Raw genomic sequence first — 12600 nt, forward strand, 5'->3', positions numbered from 1 at the left:
CCCAGGGGTCCCGGCGCGCGCGAGCGGGCCGGGACCCCTTCGCGCGTCCGCGCCGTGCGCCCGGGGCGCGGCTCAGGCGGCCGGTGCGGGGCCGGAGGAACCGCGGGGCACCAGGGAGACCGGCAGCAGGTCCGGCGGTGCGGGCTCGCCCGCCAGGACGGCGAGGAGGGCGGCCATGCCCCGCTCCCCGACGCGTTCGGCGGGCAGCGCGACGGTGGTCAGCTCGGGCTCGACGGCGGTCGCGAGCGCCAGGTCGTCGAAGCCGGTGACCGAGACGTCCTCGGGGACGCGCAGCCCGCGGCGCCGCAGGGCCTTGCAGGCGCCCGCCGCGAGGATGTCGTCGTCGCACACGAGGGCGGTGGGACGGGGCCCGGGGGCGGCGAGGACCCGCTCGGCGGCGGCCGTCGCGCCGCGCACGTCCAGCGGGGCGCGGACGGTCCGCACCGACACGCCCTCCCCGCTCAGGGAGCCCGCGAGGGCGGCGGCTCGGACGTCGAAGGTCCAGGAGGGCACGGCCGAGGCGAGGTGGACGAAGCGCCGGTGGCCGAGCGCGAGCAGGTGGCCGGTCACCTGGCGCATGCCGTCGGCGACGTCCAGGTTGACGTGGGCCGCCGCGCTGCCGGCCGGGTCGCTGTCCAGCATCACCAGCGGCAGGTCGGTGCCCCGGAAGGCCTCCAGGGCGTCCGTGGCCATCGAGGAGGCGATCACCCCGTCGAGGGCGGCGCGGGCGGAGGCGAAGGGGTCCTTCGCGGGGCCGATGCCGTCGGGGGAGGGGTAGAGGACGACGCCGAAGCCGTGCCGGGCGGCGACGGCCGCGGCTCCGGTGTAGACCCGGGCGAAGAACTCGTTGGTGAGGGCCGGCACGACGAGCAGGGCCGTCCGGGTGCGGCCGAGCCGGAGGTTGCGGGCGGCCAGGTTGGGCCGGTAGCCGAGGCCCCGGGCGGCCTCCCGCACGGCGCCGGCGGTGCGCTCGGAGACCCGGCCGCGCCACTTCTCGCCGAGGACCAGGGAGACGGTGGCCTGCGAGACGCCCGCGACCCGGGCGACGTCCCGGCTGGTCGGGCGCGTGCCGCCGAGCGGCTCCGGGGTCTGCACACAAGCCTCCGCGTCGGACGGTCCGGGAGCGCGGGGTGGACCCGCGCGCAGCCGCCATGGTACGTATGAGGACGGAAGTTATACGTAAAACCTCGGTGGGATCCGGGGTGAGGGGAGACCGCATGGCCACCGGAACCACGGCGCACGGGGGCTATCTGGACATACTCCGGGCGCCGCACGCGGCCCGGCTGCTCGCCGGAACGCTCGTGGGGCGCCTGCCCAACGGCACCGGCCCCGTCGCCCTCACCCTCTTCGTCCGCGACCAGGGCGGCAGCTACACCCTCGCCGGCGGTCTCATCGCCGCCTACGGCGTCGCCACCGCCGTCGGCCAGCCCCTCCTCGGCCGCGCCGTCGACCTCAAGGGCCAGCCCCGGGTCCAGCTGCCCGCCGCGGTCCTCTCCGCCCTCGGCATGGCGCTGCTCGCCCTCACCGGCATCGCCCCCCTCGCCCTGGCGTACGCGGCCGTCGTCGTCGCCGGGCTCTTCACCCCGCCCCTGGAGGGCGGGCTGCGGGCCCTGTGGCCGAGCGTCCTCGGCCGGGAGGACCGGGTCCACCGCGCGTACGCCCTCGACGCGGTCGCCCAGGAGATCATGTTCACCGCGGGCCCGCTGCTGCTGACCCTCCTGGTCTCCCTGTGGTCGCCCGCCGCCGCCCTCCTCGTCATCAACGCCCTGGGCGTCCTCGGTGCCCTCGCCGTCGTCCTCTCCGCGCCCTCCCGCGCCTGGCGCTCCGCACCCCGCGAGGCCCACTGGCTGGGCGCCCTGCGCTCGCCCGGCCTCCTCGCCCTCCTCGGCTCCTTCTTCTTCGTCGGGCTCGCCCTCGGCTCCATCACCGTCGCCGCCGTCGCCTACGCCGACGACCGGAACGCCCCCGCCGTCTACGGCCGGCTGATGGCCGCCCTCGGTCTCGGCGCCCTCCTCGGCGGCGTCGCCTACGGCGCCCGGCGGTGGGCGGGAGCGCCCGAGAGGCGTCTGCGCGTCCTCGTCCTGCTCCTCGCGGTCTGCTACCTGCCGCTCGTCCTCGTCCCCGGGCCCGCCGCCATGACGGGCCTCTCGGTCCTCGCCGGGGTCTTCCTGGCCCCCGCCCTCGCCTGCGCCTTCCTCGTGGTCGACCGCCACGCGCCGCGCGGCACCGTGACCGAGGCGTTCTCCTGGCTCGTCACCACCTTCGGCGTCGGTTCGGCCCTCGGCTCCGCCGTCGCCGGGCCCACCGTCGAACTCGCCGGGACCGCCTCCGGGTTCGCCGTCGCCGGAGCGGGCGGCCTCACCGCCCTCCTCGTCCTCCTCGCCACGGCCCGCGTCCTGGCCGCTCCGGCGGCCCCCGGCGACGGCGCGCGACACGCCGTGGACGGGGAAGCCCCCGCCGTCGTGCACACCGAAAAGAACACGCCCCGTTGAGAAAATGATCGAAACGGGAACGTCCAACCCGGTTTCAGCACAGGCCCTCAGGCGTAATGTTCAGACATGGACCGCCGCATTTTCGGGCTGGAGAACGAGTACGGCGTCACGTGCACGTTCAGGGGACAGCGCCGACTGTCTCCTGACGAAGTGGCGCGCTACCTCTTCCGCCGTGTCGTGTCATGGGGCCGCAGCAGCAATGTCTTCCTGCGGAACGGCGCCCGTCTGTACCTCGACGTGGGTTCGCATCCGGAGTACGCCACACCGGAATGCGACAACGTGACCGAACTGGTCACCCACGACAAGGCCGGCGAGCGCATTCTCGAAGGACTGCTCGTCGACGCCGAACGCCGCCTGCACGAGGAGGGAATCGCGGGCGACGTCTACCTCTTCAAGAACAACACCGACTCGGCCGGAAACTCCTACGGCTGCCACGAGAACTATCTCGTCGCCCGGCACGGGGAGTTCTCCCGGCTCGCGGACATCCTCATTCCGTTCCTCGTCACCCGGCAGCTCATCTGCGGCGCGGGGAAGGTCCTCCAGACCCCGCGGGGCGCGGTCTACTGCGTCTCCCAGCGCGCCGAGCACATCTGGGAGGGCGTCAGCTCCGCCACCACCCGGTCCCGGCCCATCATCAACACCCGGGACGAGCCGCACGCCGACGCCGAGCGCTACCGCCGGCTCCACGTCATCGTCGGCGACTCGAACATGTCCGAGACGACCATGCTGCTCAAGGTCGGAGCCACCGACCTCGTGCTCCGCATGATCGAGGCCGGCACCGTGATGCGCGACCTGACCCTGGAGAACCCCATCCGGGCGATCCGCGAGGTCAGTCACGACGTCACCGGCCAGCGCAAGGTCCGGCTCGCCAGCGGACGCGAGGCGTCCGCCCTGGAGGTGCAGCGCGAGTACTACGAGAAGGCCGTCGACTTCGTGGACCGCCGGGGCATCAGGACCGGCACCGTCGCCCAGGTCCTGGAGCTCTGGGGCCGTACGCTCGACGCGATCGAGGCCGAGGCGCTGGACCGCATCGAGACCGAGATCGACTGGGTCATGAAGTACAAGCTCATCGAGCGGTACCGGGCCAAGCACAACATGACCATGTCGAACCCGAGGGTCGCGCAGATAGACCTCGCCTACCACGACATCCACCGTCGGCGCGGGCTGTACTACCTGCTGCAGAAGAACGGGCAGGCGGCCCGCATCTGCAACGACCTGAAGATCTTCGAGGGCAAGTCGGTGCCCCCGCAGACCACACGGGCCAGGCTCCGCGGCGACTTCATCCGCCGCGCCCAGGAGCAGCGGCGGGACTTCACCGTCGACTGGGTCCACCTCAAGCTGAACGACCAGGCGCAGCGGACGGTGCTGTGCAAGGACCCGTTCCGCTCCGTCGACGAGCGGGTGGAGAAGCTGATCGCCGGAATGTAGGACCGGTGGTACGAAGCGGTGGGGCCCCGCACGTTCGGCGTGCGGGGCCCCCGGCGTCTCGGGGGCACCCCCTAGAGTGTCGGGACAACTACCGTGCCGTCTGAGATCTGAGGAACACGTGCGCCGACTTGCCGGCCTTCTCGTCGTCCCGCTGCTGCTGCTCTCCACAGCGGCGTGCGGCAGCGACACCAAGGACTCCGAATCCGCCTCCACCGCCTCGACGACGAACGGACTGCCCGCCCTCACGGCGGGACAGAAGTTCGGGGAGAAGCCCACCCTCTCCAAGGGCGAGGGCGATCCGCCCAAGGAACTCAAGGTCCACGTCATCAGCGAGGGCAAGGGGCAGGTGACGAAGAAGGGCGACGCGCTCCAGGTGAACTACCTGGGCCAGGCCTGGGACTCCACCAAGCCCTTCGACAACAGCTTCGACCGGGGACAGCCCTTCGACCTGACGCTGGGCGCCGGCCAGGTCATCAAGGGCTGGGACCAGGGCCTGGAGGGCCAGAAGGTCGGCAGCCGCATCGAGATCGGCATCCCGCCGGAGCTCGGCTACGGCGCGCAGGGCCAGGGCGACATCAAGCCCAACGCCACCCTCGTCTTCGTCGTGGACATCCTGAAGGCCGTCACGATCCCGAAGACCGCCGAGGGCACCGAGGTCGCCCAGGAGAACAAGGACCTGCCCAAGGTCGGGACGAACACCGACGGCAAGGCCCCCGCCCTGACGGTCCCCAAGACCGACCCCCCGGCCAAGCTGGTCTCGAACTACGTGCTCGAGGGCAAGGGCGAGGCCGTCAAGGCCACCGACACCGTCGTCGTGAACTACGTCGCCGCCCTCTGGAAGGACGGCAAGGTGTTCGACTCGACGTACACCGCGGGCAAGCCCGCCAACTTCCCGCTGCCCCAGCTCACGCTGAAGGGCCTCAAGGACGGTCTCGTCGGCAAGAAGATCGGCAGCCGCGTCCTCATCGTGGCCCCGCCGTCCGAGGCGTTCGGGGACCAGGAGAAGCAGGGGATCCCGAAGAACTCCACGCTGGTGTTCGCCGTGGACATCCTGACGAAGATGTAAGACTGTCCCGTTCGCGCAGTTCAGCAGTGTTCAGTATGAGGAGCAGTTCAGTGAGCATCGAGAAGCCCGAGGTCGACTTCCCGGGCGGCGAGCCGCCGAAGGACCTGGAGATCAAGGACGTCTGGGAGGGCGACGGCGAGGTCGCCGGCGCGGGCGACTTCGTGAAGGTCCACTACGTGGGCGTGTCCTTCGACTCCGGCGAGGAGTTCGACGCCTCCTGGAACCGCGGCGCCCCGCTCGACTTCCAGCTCGGTGTCGGCCAGGTCATCCAGGGCTGGGACCAGGGCGTCCAGGGCATGAAGGTCGGCGGCCGCCGCCAGCTGATCATCCCCGCGCACCTCGCCTACGGCGACCGCGGCGCCGGCGGCAAGATCGGTCCGGGCGAGACGCTGATCTTCGTCTGCGACCTCGTGGGCGTCACCAAGCGCTGACCCCGGACCCGGACCGGGCACGGACCCGGCCGGTGAAGGCCCAGCGGGGCCCCCGCCGTCCACGGCGGGGGCCCTCGGCTTTTGCCCCGGCACTCCGGGGCGGTACGGTCGGACGTCCGAGAAGTGGAACCGGCTGAAGAGGTGCAGGGCGTCGATGGCGATTGCCAAGTCCGAGCGGCTGATGAATCTCGCGCTGTGCCTGCTCGGGACGCGCCGCCCGCTGAGCAAGCGCGAGCTGCGCGGCTCCATCGAGGCGTACCTCGAAGCGAGCGGCGAGGACGCCTTCAACCGCATGTTCGAGCGCGACAAGGACGACCTCCGCGAGCTCGGCCTCGTCATCGAGACCGTCGAGAACCTGGAGGGCGAGACCGGCTACCTCGCCCGGCGCGACTCCAACCGGCTGCCGCCCATCACCCTCGACGCCGAGGAGGCCGCCGCGCTCGGCCTCGCCGCCAGGGTCTGGCAGCAGGCCCGCCTCGCCGGGGCCGCCAGCGGCGCCCTCCAGAAGCTCCGCGCCGCGGGCATGCCCGAGGCGGAGGACGCGTACGACGCCCACCCCAGCGCCCTCGAACCGCGCATCCCGGTGCACGAGGCCGCCTTCGAGCCCCTCATGCTGGCCTGCCGCGACCGGCGTCCCGTCGTCTTCGACTACCGCAAGGCCAACGCCGCCCGCCCCGAGACCCGCCACGTCGAGCCCTGGACCCTCGAATGCTGGCGCGGGCACTGGTACCTCGCCGGCTGGGACCGCGACCGCGGGGCCGAGCGCGTCTTCCGGCTCTCCCGGATCACCGGCAAGGTCCGCTCCCGGGCCGGCGCCTTCACCGCGCCCGTGCCCGACGTCGTCACCGTCCGGGAGACCGTCGAGAGCTGGGCCGGCGAGACCGCCACCCGCTCCGCCCGCATCCGGCTCCGCGCCGGCAGCGGCTATCCGCTGCGGGCCCGCGCCCAGTCCGTCCGGGAGGGCGCCGACGGCTGGGACGAGCTGGAGATCCCGTACGGGCACGGCCTCGACGCCTGGCTCGTCGAGTTCGGCCCCGACGTCGTCGTACTGGAACCGGCCGATCTGCGGGCCGACGTGGTGGACCGGCTGCGCGCCGTGGCCAAGGGCTGAGGGGAAGACGGACGCATGGCTGCCAACGCGATCGACCAGACGAGGCGGATGCTCTCCCTCGTCACCTACCTCCGCGAGCGTCCCGGCGCCCACGTCGCCGACGTGGCGCGCGCCTTCGGGATCACCGAGGACGAGCTGATCTCCGACCTGGACGTGCTGCCCATGTGCGGCACCAGCTTCCGGGGCGGCGACCTTCTCGACATCGACACCGACGGCGACCGGATCTGGTGGCACAACCCCGACGACGTCGCCGCCCCGCTGCGGCTGGCCGCCGACGAGGCGACCGCCCTGCTCGTCGCCGCCCGCGCCGTCGCCACCCTGCCGGGGCTCCGCGAGAGCGACCGGGAGGCCCTGCTCCGCGCCACCGCCAAGCTGGAGGCCGCGGCCGGCGAGGCGGCCGGGGCCAGCTCCCGGCTCTCGGTGACCTTCGAGTCCGAGGGCGGGGTCTTCGCCGAGGTCGACCGGGCGATCTCCGAGCGCCGCCGGCTGTGGGTGCGGTACTACTCGCCCGCGCGCGACGAGCTGACCGAGCGCGAGGTCGACCCGATCCGGCTCTTCGCCGTCGGCCACACCTACATGGAGGCGTGGTGCCGCCTCTCCGAGGCGCGCCGCACCTTCCGGCTCGACCGGGTCGCGGAGATCCGCATCCTCGACGAGCCCGCCGCTCCGCCGGAGCTGGAGCTGAGGGACCTCTCCGAAGGCCTGGTCCACCCTTCCGCCGACGACCCCGAGGTCGTGGTCGAGGTCGGTCCCGGCGGCCGCTGGGTCGCCGAGTACTACCCGCACGACCGGGCCGACGAGCTGGAGGACGGCGGACTGCGGATCACCCTGCGGACGCCGGAACCCGCCTCGCTGCGCAGGCTCGCGCTCCGGCTCGGCAGCGATGGGCGGATCGTCGCGCCGGCCGCGCTCGCCGACAGCGCCAGGGCGGCGGCGGCGGCCGCGCTCGCCGCGTACGAGAGCGAGTGAGGCGCGCGGGGCGCCGCGGGGCGGACCGGTCTCCGGACCGCGGGTCCCCGCGGTCCTCCCCGCGCGGGCGGGACCTTCCCGCCGGAGAAAGGCGGTGACGGCGGGGTGCCGGAGCCGGGAGAGACGAGGTGGATGTCTGTGACGCACGGTTTCGCGGCGACGGTGGCCCCGGTCCTCTTCAAGGCCGCCTGTCCCGACTGCCGTTCCCGTTGCGAACTCTCGGCGAGCGCCCTGCGCCTCGCCATCGGGGCCAGCCGCCGCACCACCTTCTACTCGTTCACCTGCCCCGAGTGCGGAAGCTCCGTCCGCAAGCCCGCCGGCGAACGCATCGTCGAACTCCTCACCGGCGGCGGCGTCCGGACGCTGCGCCTCCACACCACCGTCTGAACGACCCGGCGCCCAGCGTCTAGGCTCGTCCCATGTTCTGGCCCATGCTCGCCATCGCCCTCGGCTTCCTCGGTCTCGCCGTACTCGGCGTCCTCGCCGTCAGGGTCTTCACGGAGGTCCGGCGCCTCGGCCGCCAGGTGACCCTCACCACCCAGCGGATCACCCGGGCCGCCGAGGAGCTCGAAACGGCCGCCACCGACCTCGCCCGAACCGGCGAGACGCTCCGCTGAACCCGTGCCGTACGCTGCCGGAAGCGGCCGCGGCCGGGGACCGCGGGACGCAACCGGGAGTACGCACGGGCATTGCCCCGCGTTTACTCCTGCGGGTTACGATCGCAGACAGCGCGGTGGCCGGACGCCTGTCCGATCCGCCGGGCACGCACCCCCATGTCGCCTCGGTGAAGAAGGTAAACAGCTATGGGTAGGCTCGGCCCCACCGAGATCATTCTCATCCTCGTCGTCGTCATCCTGCTGTTCGGTGCCAAGAAGCTCCCGGACATGGCCCGCTCGCTCGGGAAGTCCGCCCGCATCCTCAAGAGCGAGGCCAAGGCGATGAAGGCGGAGGACCAGCAGAGCGCCCCCGCCGACCCCCCCCACCCCGGAACCGCCACCGGAACGCCGGACCCGACCGTCCCGCGCACCATCCAGGCCGCTCCCGGTGACGTGACCAGCGCGCGTCCCGTCGCCGAGCCGACGGACACCACCAAGCGCTGACCCGGTCCGCCGCGGCTGCCGCACCGGGCGGCGGCCGCCGCACGAGATGAGGACGTGGGTTGCTCAAGTCTGCCCGCAAGCAGGAGAAGGACCCCGAGGGACGCATGCCCCTCGTGGAGCACCTGCGCGAACTCCGCAACCGACTGGCGAAGGGTCTCCTCGCCGTCGCCGCGGTGACGATCGTGGCCCTCGTGTACAGCGAGGAGCTGATGCAGTTCCTGACCAGATCGGTGCCCACCTGCCCGAAGGACGTGGTCAGCAACGGCGGAAACTGCGCGATCGTCTCCTTCAACACGCTGATGGCCCCGTTCAGCACGACCATCCAGCTCTCCCTGACGGCGGGCCTCGTCGTCGCCAGCCCCGTCTGGCTCTACCAGCTGTGGGCCTTCGTCGCCCCGGGGCTGCACAGGAACGAGAAGAAGTACACGTACGCCTTCGTCGGCGCGGCCGTCCCGCTCTTCACGGCGGGCGCCTACCTCGCGTACCTCATCCTCCCCGTCAGCGTGAAGGTCCTCATCAGCCTCACGCCCGAGGGCTCCGCGAACATCCTCTCGCTCGGCGACGTCCTCGACTTCACCCTGCGCATGGTGCTCGTCTTCGGCCTCGCCTTCGAGCTCCCGCTCATCCTGGTGATGCTCAACCTCACCGGTGTCCTCACCGGCCGCCGCATGGCCGGCTGGTGGCGCGGCGTGATCATGGGCGTCTTCGTCTTCGGCGCCGTCATCACCCCCACCACCGACCCCGTCGGCATGATCGCCCTGGCCGGTCCGATCACCGTCCTGTACTTCGCGGCCGTGGGCTTCTCCCTCCTCAACGACCGGCGGCGCAGGCGCAACGACCCCGACGCCGAACTCGACGACGACGAGGCGTCCGCGCTCGACCTCGTCCCCGAGGCCGTCGGAGCCGTCGAACCCGTGAACGCCTCCCGCGCCCTGCCCGAGCAGGCCACCGGGGAGCACGGTGGCGCGCACCGCCTCAACGGTTACGACGACATCACCTGATCCTGCGGGCCCCCGGTTCCCGTCCGCCCCCGCCCCCTCCCGGCAACGCGATAAAGGCCGCGTCACTGTCGGAGGGGGCGGGTAGGCTCGACCACAAGATGACAGAGGACCTCACACCAGCCGAGGCGTACGCGGCCGCCCGTGCCCGCAACGCCGAGCAGGCCACCGCGCTGGCCCCCTTCCGCGAGATGTACGACTTCGACCTCGACCCCTTCCAGATCGAGGCGTGCAGGGCACTCGAAGCGGGCAAGGGGGTGCTCGTCGCCGCGCCCACGGGCTCCGGCAAGACCATCGTCGGCGAGTTCGCCGTCCACCTCGCCCTCACGCAGGGCCGCAAGTGCTTCTACACGACCCCCATCAAGGCGCTGTCGAACCAGAAGTACGCCGACCTGGTCAAGCGGTACGGCGCCGGCAAGGTCGGTCTGCTCACCGGGGACAACAGCGTCAACGGCGACGCGCCGGTCGTCGTGATGACCACCGAAGTCCTCCGCAACATGCTCTACGCGGGGTCGCAGACCCTCTCCGGCCTCGGGTACGTCGTCATGGACGAGGTGCACTACCTCTCGGACCGCTTCCGCGGCGCCGTCTGGGAGGAAGTGATCATCCACCTCCCCGAGTCCGTCACCCTCGTCTCGCTCTCCGCGACCGTCTCCAACGCCGAGGAGTTCGGCGACTGGCTGGACACCGTCCGCGGCGACACCGAGGTCATCGTCTCCGAGAGCCGCCCGGTGCCGCTCTGGCAGCACGTCCTCGCCGGGCGCCGGATGTACGACCTCTTCGAGGAGGAGACCGACCACGGGGGCCGCGGCGCCTCCCGGCGCGAGGTCAACCCCGACCTCCTCCGCCTCGCCCGCACCGAGAACACGCGCATGTACAACCCGCGCGACCGGCGGCGCGGCAAGATGGTCCGCGAGGCCGACCGCGAGCGCGAGCGCCGTCAGCGCTCCCGCATCTGGACCCCCGGCCGGCCCGAGGTCATCGACCGCCTCGACGCCGAAGGACTCCTGCCGGCCATCACCTTCATCTTCAGCCGGGCCGGCTGCGAGGCCGCCGTGCAGCAGTGTCTCCACGCCGGGCTCCGCCTCAACGACGACGAGGGCCGGCAGCGGGTCCGCGAGATCGTCGAGGAGCGCACCGCCTCCATCCCCGCCGAGGACCTCCACGTCCTCGGCTACTACGAGTGGCTGGAGGCCCTGGAGCGGGGGATCGCCGCGCACCACGCGGGCATGCTCCCCACCTTCAAGGAGGTCGTGGAGGAACTGTTCGTGCGCGGCCTGGTCAAGGCCGTCTTCGCCACCGAGACCCTCGCCCTCGGCATCAACATGCCCGCGCGGTCCGTCGTGCTGGAAAAGCTCGTCAAGTGGAACGGCGAGCAGCACGCCGACATCACCCCCGGCGAGTACACGCAGCTCACCGGGCGTGCCGGGCGCCGGGGCATCGACGTCGAGGGCCATGCCGTCGTCCTCTGGCAGCGCGGCCTCGATCCCGCCCACCTCGCGGGCCTGGCCGGCACGCGCACGTACCCGTTGCGCTCCAGCTTCAGGCCGTCGTACAACATGGCGGTCAACCTCGTCGACCAGTTCGGCCGGCACCGGTCCCGTGAACTCCTCGAGACGTCCTTCGCCCAGTTCCAGGCCGACCGCTCCGTCGTCGGGATCTCCCGCCAGGTCCAGCGGAACGAGGAGGGCCTCCAGGGCTACCGCGAGGGCATGACCTGCCACCTGGGCGACTTCGAGGAGTACGCGCGGCTGCGCCGCGACCTCAAGGACCGCGAGACCGAACTGGCCCGGCAGGGTGCCGCCCAGCGCCGTGCCCAGGCGGCCGGTTCCCTGGAGAAGCTGAAGCCCGGCGACGTCATCCACGTCCCCACCGGGAAGTTCGCCGGCCTCGCCCTCGTCCTCGATCCGGGCATCCCGGCGGGCCGCACCAACGGTCACCGGGGGTTCGAGCACCACGACGGCCCGCGTCCGCTGGTCCTCACCGCCGAGCGGCAGGTCAAGAGGCTCGCCTCCATCGACTTCCCGGTGCCGGTCGAGGCGCTGGAGCGCATGAGGATTCCCAAGACCTTCAACCCGCGCTCCCCGCAGTCCCGCCGCGACCTCGCCTCGGCGCTGCGCAGCAAGGCCGGGCACATCAACCCCGAGCGGCACCGCAAGGACCGTTCCGCCGCCGCCGACGACCGCGAGATCGCCCGGCTGCGCACCGAGATCCGCGCCCACCCCTGCCACGGGTGCGACGAGCGCGAGGACCACGCCCGCTGGGCCGAGCGCCACCACCGCCTCCAGCGGGACACCCAGCAGCTGGAGCGGCGCATCGAGGGCCGTACCAACACCATCGCCCGCACCTTCGACCGGATCGTCGCGCTCCTCACCGAGCTGGACTACCTGCGCGACGACGAGGTCACGGACGACGGCAAGCGGCTCGCCCGGCTCTACGGCGAGCTCGACCTGCTGGCGAGCGAGTGCCTCCGCGACCGCGTCTGGGAGGGGCTCACCCCGCCGGAACTCGCCGCCTGCGTCTCGGCGCTGGTGTTCGAGTCCCGTCAGGCCGACGACGCCGTGGCGCCCAAGCTGCCCACGGGCAACGCCAAGGCGGCGCTCGGCGAGATGGTCCGGATCTGGGGCCGCCTCGACGCCCTGGAGGAGGAGTTCAAGATCAACCAGGCGGAGGGGGTCGGCCAGCGCGAGCCGGACCTCGGGTTCGCCTGGGCGGTCCACCAGTGGGCCTCCGACAGGAGCCTCGACGAGGTGCTGCGCGAGGCGGAGATGCCGGCCGGTGACTTCGTCCGCTGGTGCAAGCAGGTCATCGACGTCCTGGGGCAGATCGCCGCCGCCGCGCCCAAGGAGAACAGCACCGTCGCCAAGAACGCCCGCAAGGCCGTCGACTCGCTGCTGAGGGGGGTCGTCGCCTACAGCTCGGTGGCCTGACGTCCCCCTCCTCCCGAGGGATTCCGGCCGGGTGCCCGTGGTGATCGCGCCACGGACACCCGGCCTCCGTCGTGC

The 12600-nt window shown here is 72.3% G+C and carries 12 protein-coding genes; 11 read left to right on the forward strand and 1 reads right to left on the reverse strand.

Annotated features, from left to right (window positions below):
* Positions 1-72 precede the first annotated feature (72 nt).
* On the reverse strand, positions 73-1095 hold the full coding sequence (locus ACZ6AQ_RS19305; RefSeq protein WP_468760849.1) for a LacI family DNA-binding transcriptional regulator: 1023 nt from the start codon (positions 1093-1095) through the stop codon (positions 73-75).
* Between the two features lie 122 nt (positions 1096-1217).
* Between ACZ6AQ_RS19305 and ACZ6AQ_RS19310 the strand changes: the two genes are divergently transcribed.
* The 11 genes from ACZ6AQ_RS19310 to ACZ6AQ_RS19360 all read left to right on the forward strand — a co-directional run bounded on the left by ACZ6AQ_RS19310 (position 1218) and on the right by ACZ6AQ_RS19360 (position 12525).
* The gene (locus ACZ6AQ_RS19310; protein ID WP_468760850.1) at positions 1218-2492 is read left to right on the forward strand and encodes an MFS transporter; all 1275 of its coding nucleotides are present in this window, start codon (positions 1218-1220) and stop codon (positions 2490-2492) included.
* Between the two features lie 66 nt (positions 2493-2558).
* The gene (gene pafA / locus ACZ6AQ_RS19315) at positions 2559-3920 is read left to right on the forward strand and encodes a Pup--protein ligase (protein WP_388693696.1); all 1362 of its coding nucleotides are present in this window, start codon (positions 2559-2561) and stop codon (positions 3918-3920) included.
* 118 nt (positions 3921-4038) lie between these two features.
* Positions 4039-4986, forward strand: a complete 948-nt coding sequence (locus ACZ6AQ_RS19320) for an FKBP-type peptidyl-prolyl cis-trans isomerase (protein WP_468760851.1) — start codon at positions 4039-4041, stop codon at positions 4984-4986.
* A gap of 50 nt (positions 4987-5036) precedes the next feature.
* On the forward strand, positions 5037-5417 hold the full coding sequence (locus ACZ6AQ_RS19325; RefSeq protein WP_388693692.1) for an FKBP-type peptidyl-prolyl cis-trans isomerase: 381 nt from the start codon (positions 5037-5039) through the stop codon (positions 5415-5417).
* A 154-nt stretch (positions 5418-5571) separates the two neighbouring features.
* Positions 5572-6528 (forward strand): helix-turn-helix transcriptional regulator, encoded by a 957-nt coding sequence (locus tag ACZ6AQ_RS19330; protein ID WP_388693690.1) that lies wholly within the window; start codon positions 5572-5574, stop codon positions 6526-6528.
* Between the two features lie 15 nt (positions 6529-6543).
* A complete protein-coding gene (locus ACZ6AQ_RS19335) occupies positions 6544-7497 on the forward strand; it encodes a helix-turn-helix transcriptional regulator (RefSeq protein ID WP_468760852.1) in 954 nt (317 codons plus the stop codon).
* Between the two features lie 132 nt (positions 7498-7629).
* Entirely contained in the window at positions 7630-7884 is a 255-nt protein-coding gene (locus tag ACZ6AQ_RS19340) for a hypothetical protein (RefSeq protein WP_388693687.1), read from the forward strand.
* 32 nt (positions 7885-7916) lie between these two features.
* Positions 7917-8114 carry a hypothetical protein gene (locus ACZ6AQ_RS19345; RefSeq protein ID WP_388693685.1) on the forward strand — a complete coding sequence of 66 codons (198 nt, stop codon included), beginning with the start codon at positions 7917-7919 and terminating at the stop codon, positions 8112-8114.
* Between the two features lie 186 nt (positions 8115-8300).
* Positions 8301-8597: a Sec-independent protein translocase subunit TatA gene (gene tatA / locus ACZ6AQ_RS19350; protein ID WP_388693683.1), complete on the forward strand. Its 297-nt coding sequence runs from the start codon at positions 8301-8303 to the stop codon at positions 8595-8597.
* Positions 8598-8701: 104 nt separating this feature from the next.
* Positions 8702-9598, forward strand: coding sequence for a twin-arginine translocase subunit TatC (gene tatC, locus ACZ6AQ_RS19355; protein ID WP_468761008.1), 897 nt, complete (start codon positions 8702-8704; stop codon positions 9596-9598).
* 98 nt (positions 9599-9696) lie between these two features.
* Positions 9697-12525 (forward strand): DEAD/DEAH box helicase, encoded by a 2829-nt coding sequence (locus ACZ6AQ_RS19360; protein ID WP_468760853.1) that lies wholly within the window; start codon positions 9697-9699, stop codon positions 12523-12525.
* The last annotated feature ends 75 nt before the right edge of the window (positions 12526-12600 follow it).

The organism is Streptomyces sp. NPDC041191 (assembly GCF_055591945.1).